The organism is Stygiolobus sp. CP859M (assembly GCF_037389975.1).
Classification (GTDB): Archaea; Thermoproteota; Thermoprotei_A; order Sulfolobales; family Sulfolobaceae; genus Stygiolobus.
On record NZ_JBBHKS010000007.1, the window covers coordinates 16,500 to 40,430 of the forward strand.

Consider the following 23,931-nt stretch of genomic DNA (forward strand, 5'->3'; position numbering starts at 1 on the left):
TAATAATGGAAATATTCAATGACCCTGAGGGTTATTCAAAGTGGTATAAAATCCATGAAAAAAGTTACGAGAGTGAAAAGAGACTTGTATCCTCGTTCAACTTAAGAGACTGCCTAGACGTAGGCTCTGGGCCGGGTATATTTCATGAGGTGATTAAAGGGAACGTGATTTCGCTTGATATTTCAATATTTATGCTGATTAACGCACCGGAAAAAGAAGATAGAGTTCAGGCTGATGCTCTTCAATTACCCTTTAGAGATAACGCTTTTCCTTGTGTTTTCTCCTCTGTTACGGTGTGTTTCGTTGAAGACCCTAGGAAGCTAGTGAAAGAAATGAAAAGAGTTAGTAAGAACAAGGTTGTCATATGTTACGTACCTAGAGATTCCCCTTTCGGAATGTACTACGAAGCATTAGGAAAGAAGGGACATAAATATTACTCTCACGCTAACTTCGTGAGCAAAAGAGAGCTTTACGAAGCGTTTACCTCGGAAGGGATGAAAATAAAGGCGATAAGATCTACCTTTTCTTCTCTCCTAATGAAGATGAAAAAATAGACGAAATAAGGGAAGGAGATTCCGGTTCTTTTGTGTGCGTTGAGGCTGTTAAACAATGAGTTTAGGCCTTATTTTGAAACGTTTGTACAAAATCAGCAGCAACGACGGAGCTAAATAAGCCCACAATAACGTCGTCTCCATGATCGCCGCTACAGCAAATGCAAAGCCCAATTCCTGAAGTATAGATGCGTTAACCAACATAAGTGAGCCTAAAGTCCCTGCAAAGATCAAACCTAAGAAAGCAATAGTGACCCTTAAAGTCCCGACAGACGTTGATATTGCGTCGGCCATGTCCTTTCCCTTTTCTAACTCCTCGTGAATTCTGGCTACGAGAAATATGTTATAGTCCATTCCGATACCTATGATGATCGCTACGAGAAATAGAGGCACAATAGCGAAGATAGAAAAGCCCAAAAGGGTACTGAAGACAAGTCTCTCGAGCCCCAATGTTATCGCAACAGCAGACATTATTACGTAAATTATTACAGAGGACACAGACAAGCTCCTTGTCATTACTAGAAGTATCACGAACATCGTGAACGTGATCTCTCCTAGCACTATGAAGAAATAGGACTGGACAAAGTTATATATGTTGTAGGAGTCCACCGGGCCCCCGCCAACATAGCCTCTGCCTCCTATAACGCTAAGCACTTGCTTTACAACGTTAAATGCTTGAAGAGAGAAGGGCTGATATTTCTGGTTTACTACAAAGAGAACGTATCCATGAGATAAATATTGCGTGTAATTGTAGGAGGATAAGCTGCTGTAGTTTACCAGATAGCCGTAAGGAGATACCGGTGAGTCTACTGCTGTTACTCCTTGTATACTCGAAAGGCCTTTGTATATACTCACAAAATAATTATATTCAGACAAAGAGAAGTTAGTAGAGCCGTTATAGGGTATCACTACATAGATCGGGAACACGTTAGCTGAAGTGAAGTGGGAGCTTAGGAATGTCACACCCTCCGTAGCTTGTGAAGGAGGTAGGAGCGCTAAGACGTTAAGGGTTAAAGGTGTGAATAACGCGAAAAGAGAAGCCGCTATCACTACAGTCGAGATAAGTCCTACAATTTTACCTGGGTTCTTCAAACTTCTAGGTTTAATCTCCTCCTTCTTATTAAACCTTCTCGGGAAGAACAGCCTATCACCGGCGACTCTTAGGATAGCGGGAAACAAAGTTATTGCAGCAAGCCATATGATTATGACGCTGAGCATGTCGGATATAGCAGTGTCAGAGAAGAACGGGATGCGATAAACGTAGATGAAGAAGAACGATAGCATCACTATGAGAGCTGTTATTGTGACAGCCCTACCTCCCCACCTCACGGCTTCGTATACAGCATCTTTACTGGAAACTCCCTTCTCTCTTTCCTCTACATACCTACTGGCTATAAAGACCACATAATCTGTGCCGAGTCCCAGTGACAGCAATAAAACTTCGCTCGGAGTAAGGAAATTGACCGTTATATGTAAAACTTTAATCACCAGTACGTAAATAAATACAGAGGATACGAAGAACGCTGAGAAGTAAATTGTAAGCGGCATAAAGGCTGCAATAAAAGACCTGAAGTATATACCAGCTAAAAGTATTGCAAGGGCTATACCTACCGGTATAGCCGTTGAATAGGCAACTGAAGCGACGTTTTTGAGCTGTTGTGATATAGGTTCCGGACCGGTTAATGTTAAGTTTAGGTGGGTCTGACTTTCTATCATTTTCTCTAGGTTGCTGGCTTCGTCGTACGTGAAGTTCCCTTTTAAGAAAAGTAATAGAATACCGTTAGAGTAAAGCTCATTACTGATGCTCAGATATATGGGGTACTTCCCCGATAACAAGGCTTGATAGCACGTAAAATTTTTTAATAAGTCTTGTATTAACAACGTCTTATTTAGGACTATTATGGGGGAGGTCGAATTAATGTAATCCACAATCAAAGTTACAGCAAGAGGTCTTGACTCAGTATCGTTGAGTAGCCTTAATGCAAGTTGTTTCGCGGTTAAGTTGCTGGCCTTAAGAAGGCTTTCCAGTTTGTCAAAGTGAAGTGAAACTAAATAAGCTGAGAGGTTACTCACATTACCTTGATAATATAGAGAAGAAAACACCCAACTAGGAAGATCCGTCTTGTTAGATATCTGCTCAGCTAGGAATGTGACAGCATCTGAAGTAGAATTTATGCTCAGTGAGGCTCTTACTATACCATAGCTAACGTTAGCGTGGAGACTTACGTATTTTAACGCAAAGACACTCATATTTTCGCTTAGGTTTTCGTAAACACATTGGATGAACTCTCTTTCACTGGTAGAGTTTACTTTGGAGAGTATCAGAGACAAGGAGAGTTTACTAACATTTGAGGGAGTAGCATAAAACACTGATTGTATTACAGTTATAGGTATTCCGGTCTTTTCGGAGTTGACAGAGAAGAGGGCTGTTTGAGGGGTCTCATAAAGCAGTAATTTTGCTAAGTTTAAAGGTACATTATATGTGTAATTGAAGTAATAAATCGTGAAAATTTCATCATTAAGTGGATTATTGAAATTCGACAGATTTACATACTTAAACATGAAATTGACGAAAAGTAGCTGAGAAGAATTGAAAATTTCATCACTTACATTCTCCACATCTATTTGTGCCACGGCGTATGGATCAGGTAAAGGTTGTGATGAGTCCCACCTCTGATAAAACAAGTAGAAGTATTCTGCTTCTTTTCCGCTGAGTAGTGGATAAGTTTTTTCAAAGGCGATAAAGTTGGCCTCACTAACGTTGTGAGTTAAATTATAGTTATACTCCCAGTAATTTAAGAAAATAGAAACTGGTACGTATAGGAATTTAGAAATGTTATAAGCGGTCTGATTATTTTGTATTTCTCCTTCATGAATTTTAACAAATGTCGAATAGTTTTGAATCATTACGTCATGTAGTTCTGCAAGTTGTTCCGAAGTCGAATTAATTTTGTAGGAGAGGTTAACGAACTCTTGTTCCACTTTTAGCGTAGCATTATGAAGTTTTAAGAGGCTGTTTACTTCAGATGTCATATTTTCCCTCTCTTCGGAGAGAAAACTAGAGACATTAGATTCACTCTTCGAGATATTCTGTAATTCGTTTGTAAGGTTATTTATCTCCTTATTTAACGAATAGAACGTCTTATTGAGCAAAGATTTCTCTATCGAGAAATAGTTGGTAATGGATATGTTTCCGTAATTGGTCAGGTTCGCGAAATATCCAGCGTAAGGAGTAGCGTTTCCCCTCACAATTATTACGGCATTCGAGCCAGAAGCTCCGCTTAGGTTGAAATAGTTATTCACTATGTTTTCAGCTATCTCCGAAGTACTACCTTGTACGGAGAAAGTCACTTTGTAACTAACCGACTTAAAGAATAGACTAGATAGAGGGGCAGCAATGACAAGCGTAACGACCCATAATGCGACAACGACATACCACTTGTTCACAATGAACTTACCTAATGCCTCGAACATAGAATATAGATATATCTTTAATTTAAAAGCATTACACTAAATAACTCCAATTCATATGGTATTTTGATACTCATGTTTGATAATGTTAAGGAGTTATTAGAGGAATACAAGAAATTATGGGCATACGGATATGCAGAAGCATTAATGGCCTGGGACACAGAAACTTATATGCCAGAAGCTGACGCTTCTACGAGGGGTGAAGTATTCTCCGCATTTAATGAGCTGGAAAAACAGGTTTACTTGATGATTTCTGAGAAATTAGATAAAATAGACGAGGAAAAGCTTAGTGATGAAGAAAAGGGAGTGGTTAGAGTATTGAGGAGGAGCATCAAATACTATACTAAAGTCCCTATAGAGGTAATAAAGGAATTCACTAAGACCACAAATGAGAGTGTAGTAATATGGAGAAATGCTAAGGCTAAGTCCGATTTTCACCTCTTTTCTCCCTACCTAGAGAAGATAGTAGATCTATCGAGGAAGATAGCTGACTACTTAGGTTATGAAAAACAACCTTATGATGCTCTACTAGACCTTTACGAGGAGGGCTTCACCACTGAAGATGGAGATAGAATCTTTAACACTCTCCTTCCCAAGGTATCTGATATACTTAAAAAAGTTCAAGAGGCGCAATATTTCCCTTCAAGTCACGAACTAGAGAGCGTTCAATATGAAACGGAAAGGATGAAGAAAGTTAACGAGTTCATAATCAAGTTACTGAATATGCCAACAGACAAGTTCAGACTGGACGTTTCGGCTCATCCCTTTACAATTAGAATATCTGGTAGCGACGTGAGGATTACGACAAGATATGAAGGAAAGGACTTTAAGGCGACGATGTTTTCTGTAATACACGAGAGCGGACACGCTATTTACGAGCTCCTCATAGACCCTAGATTTGAAGGTACACCTATAGCTACTGGTGCATCAACAGGTATTCATGAGTCCCAGTCCAGATTTTGGGAGAATATTATTGGTAGGAGTATACAATTTATAAAACTTGTATATCCGACGTTAAAGGAGAACTTACCGTTCTTAAGCAAATATAGCGAGGAGGATATTTACAAGTATTTCAATACTGTAAAGCCGAGCCTGATAAGGGTTGACGCGGATGAAGTTACTTATAACTTCCATATTGCAATTAGGTACGAGATCGAGAAGAGACTAATAAGCGAGAAGATGAAGGTGAAGGAAGTACCTTCCCTTTGGAACGATATGATGGAGAAATATCTGGGCATTACTCCTAAAAACGATGCTGAAGGAGTATTGCAGGATATACATTGGTCTCAGGGCTCTATAGGCTATTTTCCTACATACACTCTAGGTAATATTGTCGCTGGGATGCTTTACCTTAAGATTCCTAACCTTTATGATTTAGTGTCTCAAGGGAAGTTCGACGAGATAAAGGATATTTTGAAAGAGTTAATTTGTAAATACGGTGCTACTTATCCACCGAAGACCTTATTGAGGAGGGCTTTTGGAAAAGATTATGATCCTGAAGGGTTACTCTCGTACTTAAGGGATAAATATATTAGTCTGAAGGGGATCGGCTAATTTTTTACCAGAATTACAAAGTGAGTTTATATATATGTAGATTTCATATTTAGCCAGTAATTGTATATTTATTTGAAGGAAAAACTATTAAACGGTTTAATACAAATAGTGACTACGAAGGATGAACTTGAAAAGAAGATTTTAATTTATCTTTTTAGGGATCCTTTCCTGTCCCAACGAAATATAGCCAAAGAATTAGGCCTTACGCCTCCTTCCCTAACTTATCGTATTAAAAAATTCCAAGATGAAGGAGTATTCCAAGGCTACACGGTTTTAGTCAATCCTAACTTTTACGGTAAGTAGTACGGCTTTGTAGCTTTTAAGAACTATTATGACTATGTAGGAGAAGGAATATTCTTCAAATTCAAGTGCTTAGAGTGGTTAAACGTCTAAAGAGTTGAGGGAAGTTCCATTCCAGAGATAGAGGATAAAATAGAAGGAATGAAAAAAATCTTGGGTGATTATTCTCTTAAGTACTTTCCTAAACAGGAAATCATAGAGTCTAAGCCTTACGATTTACAGATAGTTAAATACCTTGTCAGAAACCCTAGGGCACAAGCTGCAGAAATAGCTCAAGAGACAGGTTTAACTCAGAAACTTGTAGAGAAAAGAACTAAGATCCTCTTAGAAAAAGGTATAGTAAAGTTGATACCGATAATAGACTTAAAGAAAACTGATGTAGTTATGTTCTCAATATTCACTAGAAGAGTAGCGGAGACTAGAAAAATCCTCGACTCATGTAAGATCTTAGAGATCAACGACGGTCAAGCAGGTATAATAGGTTTGTATAACGGATAGGATAGAAAACGTCAGGAAGTACGTAGAAGCTGTGAGAAACGTAGCAGATAGAGAAGCCGACGTCATGGTTATCTATGACTATCAAATAAACTCCGGTTTTTCCTTATGACTTTGAGGACTTACGTCCTGTTATTAATGCTGTTATGTAAAGTATTGTGGGAATAAAGGTAAACCAGTAAAGTAGAGTAGGGTATGAAAAGATCAGCATATCTATGTTCACATTATTATATGAGGTTACAAAATCCTCGACACCTATAATAAGTAAGGGGTATCTAAAATTGTCTCCCGTTACTGAAGATATCACGTAATTAAATACTGCGTAAATTAGCAAAGGATCTAGCATATAGAATAATGGTAACCACGCCATTGTGGAATACTTAGCCACTTGTTTACCCCTCACCAACATCAACGAATTGTACACTAAGTTTATGCCTACGTATATTCTAAATGCATTTAAAAATAAGTTTAGTAGTTTAGCTAGGATTAAATTACTACCCAAAAGGCTCACAGAGATCTGAAAAGGTGAGTCATAAACTACGAAAATTCCTCCAACGCTATAGTACCACCAAGGTAAGGGAATAAATGTTATCAGTATAGAACTCACGTAATATGATAACAGAACTCTATCTGTTGTCCTCATACTAAGTTCACCGAAGTTAAGGTTGTGTTTTCGATCTTAAGCTTAATTAAAATATACTCATCGTTATTGTCTATCTGATTTACTAAGGATTGGTAATTAGTTATCTGGATTGTTACATTTTTAGTGGTTTGAGGAGGAATTACGATAGGTTTTCCAAATACTATGTACTTACCACTAATATTACACACAGTCACAGATACATTCAACGGATTATTCATTCTGACTATAATCGCTGAAGAATTCGCTCCTACTATACTGACGTTGAGGTTCTTTAATTGTCTCAAATTTTCTACTTGTAAAATACCATAATGAAAAGTGAGTGTTATGTAATTTAGATAGATTAAGATAAACGCCAACGCCCCAACCATACCAAGTATTTTACCCCAGTTCATATTGGCTTATTATCTTTTCACCTTATTACTTTACTTGTGAAGCTGAAAAAAGGGATAACAGACCTATTCATATCTTCTTTTCTGTGGGGAACAATAGGTGTAGCTGTTCAAATAGGTTATGGAGAAGATGCAAACCCTTTTCAAATGGTTATGATTAGATCATTAGTATCCTCCATTTTGATCTTACCGCTTGTAAAGATAAGGAGGATCATTGACTTCCCCTCAATTCTTCTTGGAATAATTGCCGTGACGTTTTACGAAACGTATATCTACACCATAAACTATCTTGGCGCATCCCTCTCGGCAGTGTTCTTATATACGGCTCCCTTATGGGTATTATTATATTCCTTGATTTCTAAGAGTGAGGAAATTAACATTAGGAAAATAGCAGCTAGTTTTTCCGTATTTCTTGGAGTCTACCTGATGTACCTCTCAAATATAACGCTTAAAGACCTATATCTGGGACTTGCATCAGGTATAACCTACGCACTCCTAATAATTCAATCAAGAAGACTTCAACTCAGAAGAATGACTAATACAGAGATAATAGCCTCACAATCCTTATGGAGTTTTCCCTTCTCGCTTATTTTCCTCTTTTTTAACTCATTCAATCTTACAATAGCCTCTATATACACTGGGGTGTACTTAGCTTTATTTGCTACTCTTCTACCCTACTATTTCTTCTACAAAGGAATGGGGAAAAGCGATTCTATAACTGCAACAGTAATTTCTACCTTAGAACCTGTGTTTACAATCCTCCTCGCCTTTGTTATTCTACATCAAGTATTGACGTTTTTGCAAGTGCTCGGATCACTCGTAATAATATTCTCTGCAATTTTAATCTCATTCTAAACCCCTCAAAATCTCGTCTCTCCAAAACATCTTAAAGAACGTTATCGCCGTAACTAACACCGGGAACACTAGAAGTGTCATAGTTAGGGACAAACCCAAAAAGGTCGATACAAACCCTACTATAGCTGGAACTGCTAGGAATAACACATTATTATAAGCCAAGAAATATGAATTTACAGCGTTTCTTTCCGCGATTGTAGTCGCTCTGCTTATCATTATGGTAGACATTGGAAAGATAGAGCCGTGAGGTATACCGAGCAAAGCTATTACCAGGAGAAAAGTTATGTATGAAGGAGCATAAAGTGTTCCAAGTAATCCAGCGATTGTAATACCTATCGATATTGCTAAAGGCATTCTAAGATCACTGAAGGGTCTAATAGTCATTGAAAGTCTAGTCAGAAATGATATTGTAAAGAAAGGCAGAAAAACAGAATACGCTTCAAAGTCTGGAACATTAAATCTCTCTTTGGCTAAGATAGCTAAGAACGTTGTAAATGCCGCAAAGGGCACGTTGTAAGTCGTTATTGACATTATCGAGGAGACGAAACCTTTGTTCTTTAAAGCTGATATTCCTTTACTTTCCCTATTCACTTCTGGGAATTTCAGCTTAGTGGATAAAATAAACGCGACCATAGCCAGCGGAATGAACCACAAGAAGATCTCTCTGTAACCAACTCTCGTCAGGAGGTATGTTTCAAGTGCAGGACCTATGATCAGGCTCAGGCTCAGACTTGTAGAATATAATGTCAACAACCTTTCAGCTGATTTTTGATCGTTTGCTAAACTCGCTGCGGTTATTAGATTCGGCATAATTAAGCCAAATGTCAGACCTGCTAAAGCTGATATGAACCAGACTGTAAATACGTTAGAATAATAATAGAGTAGAAGGGACAAGACGATAAAACCATTAGAGAGTATGAAGGCTCTCTTTCTAGTAATTGCATTTAACGAAGGATTAATGTACGACGTAGCCACGAAAGTAAAGGCAAAGATTACCGTAGAGAGAAGTCCTACTACTGTATTAGAGAAGTGCAGAACATATTTTCCGAGTAAGGGGACTGTTGTAGTTACCATGTTATTAGTTGCTCTATCTGATACTGTTATTAAAACAAGAAATATAGCTGCATATATTAGACTAGACTTGTGCTCAGCCATGGCTTGAGAAAATAGTTCGATACCGAATTTAAGCTTAACTACTAATGTTTAAGCCACTATATAGATACTATATTCATTTTATTTAAAAATATCTTAAAATACCTTATTTAATATTTTCATAATACCAACATCTTACCTTATTGTCTCTAACGTTAAATAATTTGGGATTTTCAGTATAACATCGTTTCCTCAACTCCTTATTAATTAGATCACAATAAGGGTGATACGGACAGCCGTGGTCTGATGGATCTCCTATCTCCTTTATAGGAATTTTCTCTCTAGGCTTGCCTAATGTGAGCTTCGTGTTTTGAAGAAGCAGAGAGTAAGGGTGGTAGAACTCCTTCTTAGTAGACTCCTCTACTATTTCGTTACCAAATAAAATCACTATTTTGTCAAAGACATAGGGATAAATTACAGAGGGATTAAATAGGACTAAACTTGCTGACTTTATTTTCGTTACCTTAACTAACATTTTGAGAGCGTATTCCCTTAACTGTGTATCCATAGTGGACAGAAAATCTACAGCTACTATCAAGCTTACTTTTCCAAAAAATATTGATAGAATTTCCAATTTGAACTTATTAAATTCACTTAAGTCGTTAATTTTTGTATTTTCAGTCACCTGATCTCCCAATATTGTTTTAATCCATATTTCATCTCCTTTTCCGAATTTTTTCTCGTAAAGTTTCAAAATATCCTTTATCTTTAATTCGCTCGATATAAATTCTCTGGGGATAAGCCTCATCTGTTTCTTATCTATGATATGGGTAATTCTACCCTTCTTCGGCTTTATCTCACACGTCAATAGCATTGATAATTCTTCAGTGCCCTTACCCCAATCGCTCACAATAAGCATAAGTTCTCTACTGCGAATACTTAAACTAATATCTCTAACTAAGTTTCCATATACAGATTCCAACTGTAGAATCATATGTTCGGATAGAGATGACATCTTACCACCCTTTTACCGACTCTAATTAGCTCAGGTTTTTTAGTTTGGCATTTAAGGGAGGAGTATAGACATGAATTACTATATACGCATCCTGAGGAAGTCTTTCCGTTAGGTGGTACATATCCTCTTAACACGTCGATAGTATAAGGATGAAGAGGATCTGATAACACGTTAATTCCTTCTTCAACTACTTCACCCTTGTAAATGACTATAACCTCGTCAGTAAGATGGGAGAGAACCGCTGGGCCATCATCAGAGATTAAAAACTTACTAGACGTTACCGACATAAGGTCTATAAGGGAGTTGATTATTTGTATCTGATCAACCTCACTGATTCCGTATTCTACATCGTCTATGAACACGTAATCGGGTTCAATAAAAGTTGCGAGCGCGATAGCAGTTTTCTTTAACTTTAACGGCGATAGCTGAAAGACATAACTCTTAAGTATTTCCTCGGGGTTTAGACCAAGAATTTTTAATTTTTCCTTAGCTAAGTCTAATGCATATTCTGAACATCCTAAATTGTGGCTAACAACGATCTCAACGAAGTGTGAAGCAACATCGTATATAGGGTTAAAAAGTTGAGAAACATCATAAGGCATCCAGCTTATTCTAGTCCAAAGGATTTTTCTAAGGTCTTCTTCTCCTAATTTTAAAATATTTACCCCATCTAAACTTATCTTTCCTTTAGCCTTTACTACCCTAAATGTTGCCTTAAATATTTCCTCCTTTCCACTATCCCTTTGACCTAATATTCCAGTGTGAGCACTAATTACGGCTGTAAAACAGTTTAACTTGTTATCCACGGTTAGACACTCGTACTCCAGCATCTATCACAACCTCCTTATTTCGTCTGCAAGAACAAGTAACAGAACAAGAACTATTCCCCTAAATACTGCAGGAACTAAGAACATCCACCAATCATAAAGTAAATGAGAAGCTGTGTTCAGTAAAGTAGTCAACGTAGGGTAATTAGGATCGCCAACCCCACCTATTACGCCCATTCCAGTATACGTAGCAATTCCATCAATGGAACTCGGCACTAGGAGATTTATCCCTTGTCTCATGACGCTTCTAAACACTAACTTAATGTCTACTTTACCTAAAATTCTTCTAGTGGATTTACCTACTGAGGAAGTGTAAACTAGCTATGTTATCTGCCTTGCATATATGTTCCAACCTGTGAACATTACGATCAATATTGTTAAGAAGAAGTTGGCCTTCAACGAGTTACCAGTAGGCACACCGTAAAATAGAGCTATGGAAAGGAGTAAGGGTAACCTAGGTAACGAGTTCAGAGCATCTATAAATCTCACCATCACGCTCCTCACTATTCCTCCGTAAGCTCCAGCGATAATACCGTAAGTCAGTGCTAGAGTTACCTCTCCAACCCCTACTAGCCCTCCGAACATTAGCGTGTTAACTATTGCTATAGCATTTACATTGATCATGTTACTGCCGTCTATGTAAGTCCCTAAGGGATACCGATAGGAGGGAGGCTGTAAAGGTTTTCCCTTAGGAAGCCTATAAACGTCGAAAAATAAACTTATACTCACAATTATAAGAAATATTATAAAAGCAAAGACAAATCTCCTCCTCATCTAGTCACCCTCGGGTCTAACACACCGTAAACTAAATCGGTAACAAAATTGGAAAGGACTGTTAAGGTTGAATATGTTAGCATCGAGCCCTCAACTACCTTATAGTCTCCATTAAAAACAGCATATTTTTACAATAGTCCGAAACCAGGCCATTGGAAAATGCCTTCTACCAGCATCTCCGCAAGTAACATCTCAACAAATGCTGATGAAATAGAAGAAAGCATAACTACAGTGGCATTTCCCAATACGTGTCTGTATATCACGATCTTTCTGTCAAGTCCCTTTATGGAGAAGGACGTCCTAGGAATTGCAGTTAGCATTCTATTAACGAAAATCCCTATAAAGGGGAAGAACAGTGAAATTACTGGCATTACTAAGTAAGACAATATATCACCTTTAGGCGTTCCGTAGGGAAGAAGGCCAGTGAAAAAGTGAAGGAGGTAAATAATAATCATCGCATATACCCAAGAGGCTAAGGCTGAACCTATATATTTCCACTTGTCCATAATCTTACTTATTAATGGGCTTTGTAACCCATAAATCACCAAGAAAGCACTGAGGTATACCGTTAGAGAGAAGGATATACCTAACAATAGCGTAGTATACGACAACGTAGTCAATATGAGGCTTGTGATACTTACCTTAAAATAAGATGAAACTCCCGCATTGAACTCAAGGAACTCTAATAAGGCGTAATAGGGATTTCTTCCGTGTAAGTACTCAAGGATTATTATTACTACGAATACCAGTACTAACGAGACTAATGAGCTACTTAAGCGTTTCAGGGCATATCTAGTTAGTGAACCGCCTACAGCATAACCCTTTACAAGATCTTTGCCCAAAATTCTTTCTTGAAAGAAGAGAGTGGTACCCTTAAAACCTATTAGTGTACCGGTAAGGATTAAGAACATGCTTATCGGCGAAAGAAAAGCGTAAGGTTCCTCATATCCCTTCACAACATATGTATAATATGAAGTTACGGGTAAAGTGTAATTACACACATTTTGTAAATTTACGAACTTGCCGTCGTAAAATACAGTAGCATTAGGATAACCTTTCACTAGAATAGCCCAATAATACTCTTGCCAATCATTTGGAGGAATTGCAACATTTCCATAACCGAAATTATATACTTCCACATATTTTTGCTGTAAAGCAATCACGGAAATTAGTATACCGAGCAATAGTAGTGAAATTGACAAGAGGAGTAATAGTAAGCTTAATTTCAACTGTGTTCAGGAGATGGGAAATGATCTCTCCTTATAAGGTTATTTTAAATAATGTTATAAGAGCACAATAAACTGTTAATTGTCGAAAATGATCATTTAACCGATGTTATAGCCCTATTCTCTATGTCCTCAAGTTCCTTTAGTGCTACGTCATTACTTATATCATACTCTGTAGCGATCATTACTTCAGCTTCATTATCTATTTCCCTAACTTTCTTCACATAACCTTCTGCAACCTTTATGTTCTCTACGGCACAAACGGTCAGTCCTCTTTCTCCTTCCACAAATGATAAGAACTTGCAGCTGTCCAACATAGACAGTTTCGTGACTATCTTAGAGAACACAGCAAATACTACAATATCAGCCTTTGACAAATCGACTATAGGTATCACCTTTATAGCGTCTTTACCTATTAACGCACTTATTCTCCTCTGAATCGTCTTTGTAGGTATATTTATTACCTTCGCCATATCACTAGGTTCAGCCCTTGGGTTCTTTAACAACTCCTTAACTATCTCTATATCTACTCCAGAGGGCTTAACAGGTGTTTGTGCAGGAATATAAGTCATCTTTGGATCTCCTAATTCCTTAGCCATTGTAGATATCTTATCTGTTAAGTCATTGTAAGATTCTCCGTGTATTCTGTAAACGTTAAGTTCCTCTAAGCACTTTATTTTCACGTTTATAAATGGTGCGTTAAAGTCCTTTTCGTTCTTGAAAGAGACGAACGCGTAATACTTATTATAAAAATTGGGATTGACGGTAAGCTTAAATGACCTTATAACGCCATCTTCAATCAACTTGTTAAACCTATAATTAAGTGAAGTAGCAGAGAGATTAACATCTTCAGCAATCTTTCTCTGTGAAATTCTACCGTCCTTGAATAATGAAATAATAATTTTTTTATCTATTCCATCCATTAATTCCCTAATCGGAGTTCTTATTTATATACTTTTATCTAAATCTCTCTAATACAAAAATTTCTAAGTAAGTACTAAGTAGCGACCCCGCGACCTCAGAGCCGTATTAGTATTATGAGATATAACTCCTCCTCTTACTTAGCTTGTAGTCTGCTGTACCCTTAGTTATTATCTCTATTAGGAGAGCATTCTTGTCCTTCCCTCTCAATAACCTGCCGAGCCTCTGTAAGTACTGTCTCTTAGTACCGTAACCGCCCAATACTATGCCTATGTTAGCGTCAGGAACGTCTACTCCTTCATCAAATACAGTAGATGCAACTATCACTCTGTAAACTCCCTTCCTGAACTTTTCTAAAATTTCCTTCCTTTCGTCCTTACTGGTCTTATAAGTCACAACAGGAATTAAAAATAACTTACTAAGGTCATAGGCTAATTGTGTGTCCCTCGTGAATATGATTATTTTTTCGTCCTTGAACTCCTTTAAAAGCTCCTTTAATTTGTCTACCTTAGCTTTTGAGTTTACCGCAATCTTTAAGGATTCATGCCAAGCTAAAAGAGCTTCTCTAGCCTCCTTATCTTTCGAGGCTAATCTCACAAGTCTGTTAAAGTCATCTAAGCTACGTAAAGTCAGTTTCCTCTTCTCAAGAAATTTCTTTAGCTTAGACCTTAATTCTTTATACTTTCTCTCTTCCTCTTCTGTCATTTTAACATAAACCTTCTTTATATCGAAACTGGCTATGTATTTTCCTGCAAAGTCCTCTACCCCTTTTCGATAGACTATAGGTCCTACCAAATCCGGATACATTATATGCTTTCCGTCCTCCCTTTCAGGGGTCGCTGTCAAGCCCATTCTGTGGGGTGCTGCATACATTTTAGCCATGAGAGAGTAACCTTCGGAAGGAAGATGATGAACCTCATCGAAAATTACGAAAAAGAACTTGTTACCCAACTCTTCAGCCCTTGTATAAGCTGAGTCATAAGTTATTACCGTGATGCCAGAGACCTTGTCCACTCCTCCTCCTATTTCCCCTACATCTGCCTTCAATATCTCCCTTATGGAATTTGCCCACTGATGCATTAGATCAATTGTCGGCACTACCACCAGTGTGCTCTCCCTTAAGGAAACAATAGCCTTTAACGCAACAATAGTTTTTCCAGCTCCAGTAGGAAGTACTATAACGCCCCTCTTTCCTCGTAATATCCAAGACTTTAGAGCCTCGGTCTGGTAGTCCCTAAGTTTTATCTCATCAACAATCGACGGAAAAGGAGGAGTGTAATCAAAAACATAGTCTTCTATTTCTACGCCCTCGCTTCTGAAATATTTTTTTACTTCTGCATATTTATAGGCGTAAGTTATGTAAGCCTTTAGCTCCTCAGACCATTTAGCTCCCGGAGCATATACGTCTAATACTAGTAGACCTTTAAAGTATCTGAGCGTTACCAAACTGTTTTAAATTTCTACATTTAATATTAAATGTGTTACCTTGGTCGTTAGCGAGATTTAAGCTCGCAAAGAATAAAGTAGTACCTTTGTTCTGTGAAGACCCTGATATAGTCGAAGAGATTCTCTCTAAGTTTAAGGTAGGGTTAACTTTAGGAGAGATAAAAGAAGAACTAAAATATTTAGAGAAAATTTATGATTATAAACTCGTAAGAGGTATATTCAAAGTCATAGCGAAATACACGAAATTTGAAGAGGACTCCCCTACAGATCCTTTAGTTATAAGAAGAAAATTATACGAGTACGGTCCGGTAATAGAAGCTGAAGAAAGAGAAAAAGTCATAGAAAAAATTAGTCTAGAATTAGGAATAGACCCTACAAAGTACATGTTCTCCGATCTAGAAGATGAAAGGAAAATTACGGAATTACCGCCCCTAACACCACAAGATGTGATTAAAGCTTATAACCTATCCCTATTGCAAACTCTACTGTTCAAAGCTTACAAGCTATCTGTTTACGTATCGTCAAACTGGAAGGAAATAGTGAGAAGAGCAAAATGGTTAGGGTTAATGTATTTCGCGTATAAACCCTTAAGGCTTGAGTTCATCGGACCTGCTACCTTATTAAAAATGAGTGAAAAATACGGACGGAATTTCGCCATTTTATTACCTTATATCGTCTCTACAGAACACTGGAGGATAGAGGCTGACATCGTATTGGGAAAAAAGAAGAAGAGGATATACAAGCTGGAGGTAGAAGATTATAAGGACATTCTAAAGGAAATCGTAGACGAAAAAGTATTCGACAGTTCAGTTGAAGAGAGGTTTTATTATGAGTTTAACTCCTTGTCATCAGGCTGGAAATTACTGAGGGAACCGGAACCTATAGTGGTTGGAGATAAGATATTCATTCCTGATTTCCTAGCCGAGAAGGGGAACCTAAAAGTCTACATAGAGATTGTAGGCTTCTGGACTGATGATTATATCAGGGAAAAAGTAAGGAAACTTAAGGAGGTAAAAGAACCGATCTTGATACTTTTAAACGAAGAACTGAGCTTAGGAGATTATGACGGAGACAACGTAATCAAATTTAAGAAAAAAGTAGACGTGATGAAAGTTTATAAGTGGCTTAAAGACCTCGAGACAAAGAGCTTAGAGAACGTGAAAATTGAATACTCCCTCAATAAAGATGTGGTGAGTATTAAGGAGATAGCCGAGGAACTCAAAGTCCCCACTAACTTGATCAGAAAGAACCTTAGGCAGTTTCCAGGTTATGTATTCCTCAAGAACTATTACATAAAGGAGGAACTGTTGGAGAAGTTACGTGAGGTAGATTTCAACGGAGAGAGCCTATCTTATTTGAGGTCTAAATATGGAGATTATATCGTGGAAGTATTAGAATATTTAGGCTACAAAATAGTGTGGAAGAATATAACGGATGCTGTAGCTATTCGACAAAATGGTGGAACTGAAAAACGATGAAAGAATTTTTCGTTTTGTAATGAAATTTATTGAATTAAGAGAGAAATTAGGAGATAATTTAATTAAAGTTACTCTCGAAGAGAACAAAAACGAGATAGTAGTGTATGTTAGAGATAAAGTCGATTTTACTGTAGAGGACATCAAGTTTAAGTCCGTTAAAGAGGAACTGAAAGAGAGATTAACACAAATAAACGGAGTTAGGAAAGTTATATTCGAAGAAAACAAGGTGAGAGTTTTCGTTGATAAGATATATCCTGAACTTTTCGAAACTGTGAGCGTAACTGTTTACGAAATAGGAAAAGAGTTCGGGGAAGAGATCGAATGGAAAATAGAGGAGATTACATGACAGATCTTGGCGGAGGAACCACGGCGTTAGAGCATGCCTCCTTTATTCCTTTCTTACACGCCTCTTGTAGCAGTAATACCGCATCTCTCTCATCTCCTGCTCTCCTTAATGCCTCAGCCAATTTGTATAAGATCTCTCCATTTACATCGGGATTTACCTTAAATATATCCATAGTTATGTCCTCCAGTCTGTCCCTTTTTCCTTGGGTTACTAGGGAATTCAGTGCTAAATCCACGTGAGCGTTGTACACGTTTTGCATGATACCACACATCACCACGTTTTTAAGATTCTGACACTTTGAGACGTCAAAATTCGATCCTATCTTGTCAAGGATCGTGAATAAGTATCTACAATCTACACTCTCAATTACATTGCATATAAACCAATTATACTCCTCCTTCTGAGGTGACAGTTTCAGAACATCTTGAACTATCTTGACACCTTCATCAACATATCCGTTGACGAAGAACTTCTTTGCGTCCATTAGACGTTTAATTAGGTCAGACTTGACAATAGTCATATGATATTATCTTGTGTCCACTCTTAAATTTCTTCCACTAATATACCGTGAGAGATAACCGTAAGAACTCACTCTCCCTAAGACCATATCAGAAGCCATCTTTCCCATGGCAGGGGCGAAACTCCATCCCAACCTACACGCTCCGGTACTGAACACCAGACTATCATATTGTCCTATCATAGGAAATCCGTCAGGAGAACAAGGTCTGTAACCCATGGTTAAGTCATAAACATAATTTACGTCAACGACTTTCGAAGCCATGTTAAGGAAGAACTCAGCCCTACTGGAATCGTCAGAGAAGTCAGCGTCAAACCCTCCGGTTATTTTTATATTATCTGTGTTTTTAGCAACTGCAACTCCGTATTCTGCTAAGACAAACGGGTAATTTATACCCAAATCACCTTTAACTCTATAACCGTATCCCTTAAATGCCGTAATCGGTAAACCAAACTTTCTTAAGGAAATGCCTGAAGCTAGAACTACTTTGTCGTATTTTTCTGCACCGTCCACTACACCGTCAGAAGTCACCCTTTCTACCTCTTTAATTACAACTTTAGCCTTAGCTATCTCTCTCGTCATTCTGTCTACGAACTTGAATGTGTCGACCTTAGATAGTTCAGGGAAGTACACCCCACCAGCGAAATTCTTAACATCTACCACCTCGAATTTAGGTTTGAAGGGACTCAGTTTCTCCTCCTCCACAGCTTTTTCCAATGCGTTCTTGTCATAATATAACTCTAAAAGCCCGCTTTCCTCATAGTCGAAGTCGTTCTTCTCTTCTGCAAGATACTTGTATTCTCTTAAGGAAAACGAAGCCATAAACCTCATTATTTCCCATGTTTCTGGAGGAGCCGGTCTCTCTAATTCAGTAAGGAGTGCCAATAACCAAGATGTATTTACAGACTTCACATCGGTTACTCCAAGCTTCTTATATTTCATCATCTTTCTTATCATAGCCATAGTATTGATCTTATCAAACCTGTAGGGCTCAATCAGACCTGCAGCGTGAACAGAACCGTTTCCGAGAAAAGCTTTCTCATATATCGTTACGTCAGCGCCTTCCTTTAATAAGTAATAAGCTGTGAATAAACCTACAATCCCTCCTCCTATTACGGCTACTTTCAACTCTCAAAACCTTTTAAGATTTTTTCTGCCCTCTTCTTTATATAACTTTCTTGAGAAGTAAGATCTTTTAAGTACCGTATCTGAGATACTATATCTTCTTTCGTGATAAATCCTAGTTTAAGTAAACGCGGTACAGACTCCCACGCATAAATTCTCACACCCGCTTTCCTATGCCTTAAAAAGTCTATGAATCTCTCCTTGTCCTTACTTTGGAATATCCCTTCTTCCACCAACCTAACGAAAAGTCTCCACGCTTTTTTCCTTATCGTCATCCACCTGCTCCTCAACAACCTCCAGTAGGAATAACGTACTTGAATAACTTGGTCTTTAGTAACTAAACCCAAAGAGATCATATCGATGGCTTTTGACCAAGCACTCCACTTTATTCTGTCCGAATCAGCCGTCAAACCCCTCTCTATTCCTTTCACGAGAAGCTTCTTATATATATCCAAGTTATTCCAAGCGTCTTCTCTGACACCTTGCAACGAGTTCCACAATAATGAGCGTAAATAACCCAAATACCCCTTGAGTTCGTTACCGTTACCGGTATCAGTTATAAACCTTATCATTTCCCAAGCTTTTTTCCTCTCGTCCTCGTTAGGGCTTTTTAGTTTGTCCAACCAGACCTTCTTGTCTCTTAAAACCTCCCTTATGTTAATGTTCTGCTTCACTCTAACCACCTGAAGCTGCCAAGAATACCTTAATCTCGTCTCCGTCGTTCAGTCTTTCGTCTTCTATCAAAGGAACATCGTCCTTAACAACCACACTTCCTTGAACTCTGTACCCGATTTTCTTGAGCAAATCCCTAACGGTAGCTTTTTCAGGAAGCTCTACCTCGAGCCTTTTATTTTCCCTTACTAGGTTCACTATAATCTTCACAAGATATTTAATTATTCAACCGAGCTGAAAAATCTTATGTGGACGAGAAAGAAAGAATAAAAGAGGCCTACGAATACATTGTACACAGAAGAAAGCCTTTGGAATACTTGAGACTAATAGGAAAGAAAAAGACAATCGTGGACGTAGGATGCGGTTCTGGACAAAACTGCCTTGCGACAAACGCAAATTTCAAAGTTTGTTTAGACTTTTCCGAAAGACAACTATCGGAAGCGAAGAAGAGAGGGTGTGAGAACCTCGTGTTAGCCGACATGGAATTCATGCCTTTTAGAGATGGGTCAGTAGACGGGCTACTTTACATAGCCTCTTTACACCACCTAAGAGAGCCGAACAATGCCGTCAGCGAAGCGGTCAGGATACTTAAAGAGGGGGGTAACGTCTTAGTTACGGTTTGGTTAATACAGCCTAAGTTCCTCTTTAGAAGAAACGTCGTTATCAGGAGCTCGATAAACGGTAAAAGGGTCGAGAGGTACTATAAGCTTTATTACCCGTGGGAGCTGAAAAAGCTCATGGAAAAATTCAGTTTCATTACATTATTTTCAAAAAATTACAGAGTTAATTCGATTTTTCCAAACAACTCTATTTACTTAGGGAAGAAATTTTCTCGATCCTAGCCCTCTTCAGATCCTCCATCAGACCTATCAGTTCGTCAACATTGTACCCCATTGGCTCAATCTTCTCTTTACCTTCCTTTACTATTCTCACCGCTAACGGAAAGAGTTCCTCAATACGCTTTATCGCATACTCTCTATTTTCTATGAGCGAAAACCCGAAGTTTACGTGTCTTGCCTCATCTTCTATGATAGCCCTTATACCCTCGTTAAATTTATTAAGACCGTATTTCTTGGAGGTCTCGTTAAGGATTTTCAGACCTACAGTAGCTAAAACTCCTTCAGTGATCATGTGGAACCTAGTCGCCACGTTGTCCTTCCAATTAGAAGTCTTAAAATCTTGAATTAAACCGTCAAATAACTCTATATATGATGGAGGAAGCTTAACATCCTTAAGTGGCTCTTCCTTGAAGTACTCCTTGAAAAAGTCGAAGTGTTCCAACTCCTCTATCACCTGCTGTAGTGAGTAAAGTTTTATCATCTTGGCGGCATTAAATGATAGTTTCTTTAACTCGCTCCATCTACTCATCATCCCTTCTGGGTAGAAATGAGCCGAAAGATACCTTATCCCTTCTCTAACCTCAACTGGTGTACTCCTCCAGTTAGAGTCCATAATAAAAATGAATAAGATAAATTTAATTAATCTTTTATTCAAAATATTTAAAAAAAGTTTATACTCTAGCTAGAAAACATTTAAAACGCCACTTAATTATTATGCTAAAGTGAGTGAGTTTCACGTACCGTTCATTGGGATAATATCAGTGCATTTCGCAATAGTTCTCTTCATTTCACTGATATTTTTGGAATTCCTATCGAAAATATTTACTCACAGCTTTCAAATAATTAGGGGTTTTTTCTCTGCTCTGCTCAGTATAATGATATGTTCGCTTTTCGTAACCTTACTCGGTGATATAGGACTCATCCTATCGGCTTTACCGCTGATTATTGTTTATAGGGCTATTTACGCGGTTAAATGGGAGGTCTCATTTATTTTCTCCGCTTTCTATATATCTTTTTATTTTCTCTACTTTAAGTACGCGATAGAGCTTACTCCTGAGATTCTCATTTGATACAACCATGACGTAAACAAAACCTATTATAAAACCGGCTATAGTCGCGTACTCCCCGTAAATAAAATAGTCCTTGTAAGCGAATGAGCCTACAATGATATACTTTCCAGGTTTTAGCTCGTAAGTCTGTGTAAGGTTAGCAATAGCTCCGTTAATGGTAAAGTTAAGTTGTAGATCTCGGTTAAGTGTTATGTTGAAGCTGACGTCAGAGGTTATCTGAATCACTAGGTTTCCGTCGGTAAAGTTATCTTTTTGAATAAATAGGGGCGTTTCTGATTTAGGAGGAATAAGGAGTAAGTTGAGCTTTTTATTAGAGGAGTTAACGTAGAAGATACTCACGTTGTAGACCTGATGAGGTTGTGGGTCATAACAAGTGAGATCTATAGCATATACTGTAGTATTAAGGGGTATAACTGTCGTGTTATGATAGTACTTAACTCCGTTGTTAGTTACAACCTCTATGTAGAAGTATTCTAAATTCGTTATATTAATAACAACTAGCAGATTCCCCGCCAGGTATTGAGGAGGATTTAAAGTTAGAGCCACTTCACTCTCCTTACCTCCTTGTTCTGATACCCATTCAAAAGACCCGTTATATCTGACTACATGGGAATTTAATAACGGACTCACATTGAGATTAATATATTGTTCGTAGTTGTATATATGTTGAGGGAGAATTGCTACTAACGGATAACCTACGAAGTTAGTGTTGTTCATGACAGTGTCATTTTCTACTATATAATATGCATAAGCTGTGATATTTGTGACGGGCAGAGGAGACAGCAACTCATAAGATGAATTCCAGTAGACTAGACCGAAGGGTAAACCTTCTAACTGCTTTACAACGGAAGTAACCGAAGAAGGAATATTTAAAAAAGGTTGAGTTGCATTTGCATATGCAGATATTAAGAAAATTGAAACAAAGAATACTGGTATTAAACCCTTAAGTTCTGTGGAGAGGAAAGCTGTAAATAAGGTTAAAATCGCGAAGGGATAGATCAGATAGAAGTAAGGTAAACCCAACAAGATATATGCTAAACTAATTAACATGCTAATACCAGATACTTTGTTTCTCGTAACTAACGCTACACCCAATCCCACGATGAAAAGTGCATAATATATTGCTATGGGTGTGAAAATCGTGTAAAACGACAACGATGAAGACGGGTAACCAAGTAAGAAATATGGAATAATCCAGAACAGAGACGCTGTAAAGGCTATCGCCATATATTCCTTTCGAATTTTTTCGTTGGTTATACTCGCAAAAGTGAAGTTAAAGGGGTAAGCTACACTTGAAGAGATCAATGAAGTAGTGAAGAAGATTACATAATTACGTAAACTCACTGTCCTTGCCAAATAAAGTGCAAAAGGTAAGAGCGAGTATGTTACGGACAAAGGTATAGAAGTAATAGGAGTTAACATTGCGTATAGAACGGAAGAAATCAGTAGTACCCTTCTGGACTTGTGAAAGCTGGAAAAAAATAGATACGAAGAAAGGGACGACACGTAATAAACTAGAGAAATGAACAAGTGAGAGCCTACGTAATCGTTCGTTTTATACACAAGAAAGTGAGCTATATAATATACCGGGAACATCTCGATTAAAGGAAAATACTGTAGACCCGGAAGCCACGGGTTTATGATCCCATAATTGAAGAAGAAGGACTTAGAAGACCACCAGTAGTACGCTTCAGGTAAGGGTAGTAACCAGGAAACGAGGGGCATTACTAGTAGGGACAAGGGAACCACTAACTTACTCGGAATCTTTGACCTAGCTCCTTCTACTACTATTCCTATAGTACCAAACAATAAGTCAAAGTAAGCTATGTCCCCCAGAGTTACGGTCAGAGCAGACTCATAAGCCGCTATCATTATCATAATAAGCCCTGAGGCGATTATAGCTCTCATGTCCAGCTTGCTAAGCCTAAAGACTATAACCAGTGTAACGAAGGAGAGAAAAAGTACTAAGTCGGAGAAGTTGAGGACGAACAAGTTAAAGGCTAGGACTAGGAGGACTTGAGCGAAATCCCTATAATAATACGAAGATATGGTTGATAACCCTAATATTACCAAGGTAAACTCAGGATAAGAATAAATTGAGATGAAAGAAAATGCTAAACCTATTGTTAGAAGGTTAATCTTTGGCTCTCCGAAAAGTGTATTTATCGAGATTCCGGCTAGAAAAATAGCAAGGAAGTAATATACACTCAATTCTTGGTGAAAAGACACTACAATTATGGCAATTGAAAACTGTACTAGAAGTCCGAGTACGGCCTTGTTATTTACTTCCACATGCTTTATTAACTAAGAAGGATTAAAAGATTA

Annotated in this window: 25 protein-coding genes; 8 read left to right on the forward strand and 17 right to left on the reverse strand. The window is 37.9% G+C overall.

Going from position 1 to position 23,931, the window contains the following annotated elements; all coding sequences use genetic code 11:
• Positions 1-5 precede the first annotated feature (5 nt).
• Complete coding sequence (locus WIW72_RS01615) at positions 6-554, forward strand: class I SAM-dependent methyltransferase (RefSeq protein WP_337701671.1); 549 nt, start codon at positions 6-8, stop codon at positions 552-554.
• Between the two features lie 48 nt (positions 555-602).
• Here WIW72_RS01615 and WIW72_RS01620 read toward each other — a convergent pair whose 3' ends face one another.
• On the reverse strand, positions 603-4,025 hold the full coding sequence (locus WIW72_RS01620) for an MMPL family transporter (protein ID WP_337701669.1): 3,423 nt from the start codon (positions 4,023-4,025) through the stop codon (positions 603-605).
• Between the two features lie 72 nt (positions 4,026-4,097).
• On the opposite strand from WIW72_RS01620, the gene WIW72_RS01625 reads away from it, so the two are divergent.
• From WIW72_RS01625 to WIW72_RS01635, 3 genes are all read left to right on the forward strand, one after another.
• Entirely contained in the window at positions 4,098-5,576 is a 1,479-nt protein-coding gene (locus WIW72_RS01625; protein WP_337701667.1) for a carboxypeptidase M32, read from the forward strand.
• A 72-nt stretch (positions 5,577-5,648) separates the two neighbouring features.
• Positions 5,649-5,879 (forward strand): Lrp/AsnC family transcriptional regulator, encoded by a 231-nt coding sequence (locus tag WIW72_RS01630; protein ID WP_337701665.1) that lies wholly within the window; start codon positions 5,649-5,651, stop codon positions 5,877-5,879.
• A 138-nt stretch (positions 5,880-6,017) separates the two neighbouring features.
• Positions 6,018-6,374 carry a winged helix-turn-helix domain-containing protein gene (locus WIW72_RS01635; RefSeq protein WP_337701663.1) on the forward strand — a complete coding sequence of 119 codons (357 nt, stop codon included), beginning with the start codon at positions 6,018-6,020 and terminating at the stop codon, positions 6,372-6,374.
• A gap of 103 nt (positions 6,375-6,477) precedes the next feature.
• On the opposite strand, the gene WIW72_RS01640 is transcribed toward WIW72_RS01635, so the two are convergent.
• Positions 6,478-7,014 (reverse strand): hypothetical protein, encoded by a 537-nt coding sequence (locus WIW72_RS01640; protein WP_337701661.1) that lies wholly within the window; start codon positions 7,012-7,014, stop codon positions 6,478-6,480.
• On the reverse strand, positions 7,011-7,406 hold the full coding sequence (locus tag WIW72_RS01645) for a hypothetical protein (protein WP_337701659.1): 396 nt from the start codon (positions 7,404-7,406) through the stop codon (positions 7,011-7,013). The genes WIW72_RS01640 and WIW72_RS01645 overlap by 4 nt, the downstream gene beginning before the upstream one ends.
• A gap of 36 nt (positions 7,407-7,442) precedes the next feature.
• Here WIW72_RS01645 and WIW72_RS01650 point away from each other — a divergent pair, with 36 nt between their 5' ends.
• Positions 7,443-8,258 (forward strand): DMT family transporter, encoded by an 816-nt coding sequence (locus WIW72_RS01650; RefSeq protein ID WP_337701657.1) that lies wholly within the window; start codon positions 7,443-7,445, stop codon positions 8,256-8,258.
• On the opposite strand, the gene WIW72_RS01655 is transcribed toward WIW72_RS01650, so the two are convergent.
• The 8 genes from WIW72_RS01655 to WIW72_RS01690 all read right to left on the reverse strand — a co-directional run bounded on the left by WIW72_RS01655 (position 8,250) and on the right by WIW72_RS01690 (position 15,559).
• Positions 8,250-9,413, reverse strand: coding sequence for an MFS transporter (locus WIW72_RS01655; RefSeq protein WP_337701655.1), 1,164 nt, complete (start codon positions 9,411-9,413; stop codon positions 8,250-8,252). The genes WIW72_RS01650 and WIW72_RS01655 overlap by 9 nt on opposite strands.
• A 103-nt stretch (positions 9,414-9,516) precedes the next feature.
• Positions 9,517-10,365, reverse strand: a complete 849-nt coding sequence (locus WIW72_RS01660; RefSeq protein WP_337701653.1) for a hypothetical protein — start codon at positions 10,363-10,365, stop codon at positions 9,517-9,519.
• Positions 10,341-11,171: an ABC transporter ATP-binding protein gene (locus tag WIW72_RS01665; RefSeq protein ID WP_337701652.1), complete on the reverse strand. Its 831-nt coding sequence runs from the start codon at positions 11,169-11,171 to the stop codon at positions 10,341-10,343. The genes WIW72_RS01660 and WIW72_RS01665 overlap by 25 nt, the downstream gene beginning before the upstream one ends.
• 27 nt (positions 11,172-11,198) lie before the next feature.
• Entirely contained in the window at positions 11,199-11,432 is a 234-nt protein-coding gene (locus WIW72_RS01670; RefSeq protein WP_337701650.1) for a hypothetical protein, read from the reverse strand.
• Between the two features lie 81 nt (positions 11,433-11,513).
• Complete coding sequence (locus WIW72_RS01675; RefSeq protein ID WP_337701648.1) at positions 11,514-11,966, reverse strand: hypothetical protein; 453 nt, start codon at positions 11,964-11,966, stop codon at positions 11,514-11,516.
• A gap of 128 nt (positions 11,967-12,094) precedes the next feature.
• Entirely contained in the window at positions 12,095-13,195 is a 1,101-nt protein-coding gene (locus tag WIW72_RS01680) for an ABC transporter permease subunit (RefSeq protein ID WP_337701646.1), read from the reverse strand.
• 92 nt (positions 13,196-13,287) lie between these two features.
• The gene (locus tag WIW72_RS01685; protein WP_337701644.1) at positions 13,288-14,115 is read right to left on the reverse strand and encodes a winged helix-turn-helix transcriptional regulator; all 828 of its coding nucleotides are present in this window, start codon (positions 14,113-14,115) and stop codon (positions 13,288-13,290) included.
• Positions 14,116-14,227: 112 nt separating this feature from the next.
• Positions 14,228-15,559 carry a DEAD/DEAH box helicase family protein gene (locus WIW72_RS01690; protein ID WP_337701642.1) on the reverse strand — a complete coding sequence of 444 codons (1,332 nt, stop codon included), beginning with the start codon at positions 15,557-15,559 and terminating at the stop codon, positions 14,228-14,230.
• Between the two features lie 32 nt (positions 15,560-15,591).
• On the opposite strand from WIW72_RS01690, the gene WIW72_RS01695 reads away from it, so the two are divergent.
• Both WIW72_RS01695 and WIW72_RS01700 read left to right on the forward strand, forming a co-directional pair.
• Entirely contained in the window at positions 15,592-17,037 is a 1,446-nt protein-coding gene (locus tag WIW72_RS01695) for a DUF790 family protein (RefSeq protein WP_337701640.1), read from the forward strand.
• Positions 17,015-17,383, forward strand: a complete 369-nt coding sequence (locus WIW72_RS01700; RefSeq protein WP_337721218.1) for a hypothetical protein — start codon at positions 17,015-17,017, stop codon at positions 17,381-17,383. Before WIW72_RS01695 ends, WIW72_RS01700 begins: the two co-directional genes overlap by 23 nt.
• Here the strand turns inward: WIW72_RS01700 and WIW72_RS01705 are convergent.
• From WIW72_RS01705 to WIW72_RS01720, 4 genes are read right to left on the reverse strand one after another with little or no spacing between them, the layout of a single operon-like run.
• Positions 17,376-17,903, reverse strand: a complete 528-nt coding sequence (locus WIW72_RS01705; RefSeq protein WP_337701637.1) for a DUF1955 domain-containing protein — start codon at positions 17,901-17,903, stop codon at positions 17,376-17,378. The two genes, WIW72_RS01700 and WIW72_RS01705, sit on opposite strands and share 8 nt — an antisense overlap.
• Positions 17,904-17,909: 6 nt before the next feature.
• Positions 17,910-19,028 (reverse strand): FAD-dependent oxidoreductase, encoded by a 1,119-nt coding sequence (locus tag WIW72_RS01710; RefSeq protein WP_337701635.1) that lies wholly within the window; start codon positions 19,026-19,028, stop codon positions 17,910-17,912.
• Entirely contained in the window at positions 19,025-19,699 is a 675-nt protein-coding gene (locus WIW72_RS01715) for a hypothetical protein (RefSeq protein ID WP_337701633.1), read from the reverse strand. The genes WIW72_RS01710 and WIW72_RS01715 overlap by 4 nt, the downstream gene beginning before the upstream one ends.
• Before the next feature lies 1 nt (position 19,700).
• On the reverse strand, positions 19,701-19,907 hold the full coding sequence (locus WIW72_RS01720; RefSeq protein WP_337701632.1) for a MoaD/ThiS family protein: 207 nt from the start codon (positions 19,905-19,907) through the stop codon (positions 19,701-19,703).
• A 38-nt stretch (positions 19,908-19,945) separates the two neighbouring features.
• On the opposite strand from WIW72_RS01720, the gene WIW72_RS01725 reads away from it, so the two are divergent.
• Entirely contained in the window at positions 19,946-20,539 is a 594-nt protein-coding gene (locus WIW72_RS01725; protein WP_337701630.1) for a class I SAM-dependent methyltransferase, read from the forward strand.
• Here the strand turns inward: WIW72_RS01725 and WIW72_RS01730 are convergent.
• Both WIW72_RS01730 and WIW72_RS01735 read right to left on the reverse strand, forming a co-directional pair.
• A complete protein-coding gene (locus WIW72_RS01730; protein WP_337701628.1) occupies positions 20,505-21,149 on the reverse strand; it encodes a hypothetical protein in 645 nt (214 codons plus the stop codon). The genes WIW72_RS01725 and WIW72_RS01730 overlap by 35 nt on opposite strands.
• Before the next feature lie 370 nt (positions 21,150-21,519).
• The gene (locus tag WIW72_RS01735; protein ID WP_337701627.1) at positions 21,520-23,898 is read right to left on the reverse strand and encodes a hypothetical protein; all 2,379 of its coding nucleotides are present in this window, start codon (positions 23,896-23,898) and stop codon (positions 21,520-21,522) included.
• Positions 23,899-23,931: the final 33 nt, after the last annotated feature.

What these genes read in the sequence shown, in the direction of transcription:
- WIW72_RS01615 (WP_337701671.1), top strand. Translation starts at nt 6, where the DNA reads ATGGAAATATTCAATGACCCTGAGGGTTATTCAAAGTGGTATAAAATC.
- WIW72_RS01620 (WP_337701669.1), bottom strand. Translation starts at nt 4,025, where the DNA reads ATGTTCGAGGCATTAGGTAAGTTCATTGTGAACAAGTGGTATGTCGTT.
- WIW72_RS01625 (WP_337701667.1), top strand. Translation starts at nt 4,098, where the DNA reads ATGTTTGATAATGTTAAGGAGTTATTAGAGGAATACAAGAAATTATGG.
- WIW72_RS01635 (WP_337701663.1), top strand. Translation starts at nt 6,018, where the DNA reads ATGAAAAAAATCTTGGGTGATTATTCTCTTAAGTACTTTCCTAAACAG.
- WIW72_RS01640 (WP_337701661.1), bottom strand. Translation starts at nt 7,014, where the DNA reads ATGAGGACAACAGATAGAGTTCTGTTATCATATTACGTGAGTTCTATA.
- WIW72_RS01645 (WP_337701659.1), bottom strand. Translation starts at nt 7,406, where the DNA reads ATGAACTGGGGTAAAATACTTGGTATGGTTGGGGCGTTGGCGTTTATC.
- WIW72_RS01655 (WP_337701655.1), bottom strand. Translation starts at nt 9,413, where the DNA reads ATGGCTGAGCACAAGTCTAGTCTAATATATGCAGCTATATTTCTTGTT.
- WIW72_RS01660 (WP_337701653.1), bottom strand. Translation starts at nt 10,365, where the DNA reads ATGTCATCTCTATCCGAACATATGATTCTACAGTTGGAATCTGTATAT.
- WIW72_RS01670 (WP_337701650.1), bottom strand. Translation starts at nt 11,432, where the DNA reads ATGAGACAAGGGATAAATCTCCTAGTGCCGAGTTCCATTGATGGAATT.
- WIW72_RS01675 (WP_337701648.1), bottom strand. Translation starts at nt 11,966, where the DNA reads ATGAGGAGGAGATTTGTCTTTGCTTTTATAATATTTCTTATAATTGTG.
- WIW72_RS01685 (WP_337701644.1), bottom strand. Translation starts at nt 14,115, where the DNA reads ATGGATGGAATAGATAAAAAAATTATTATTTCATTATTCAAGGACGGT.
- WIW72_RS01700 (WP_337721218.1), top strand. Translation starts at nt 17,015, where the DNA reads ATGGTGGAACTGAAAAACGATGAAAGAATTTTTCGTTTTGTAATGAAA.
- WIW72_RS01705 (WP_337701637.1), bottom strand. Translation starts at nt 17,903, where the DNA reads ATGACTATTGTCAAGTCTGACCTAATTAAACGTCTAATGGACGCAAAG.
- WIW72_RS01730 (WP_337701628.1), bottom strand. Translation starts at nt 21,149, where the DNA reads ATGGACTCTAACTGGAGGAGTACACCAGTTGAGGTTAGAGAAGGGATA.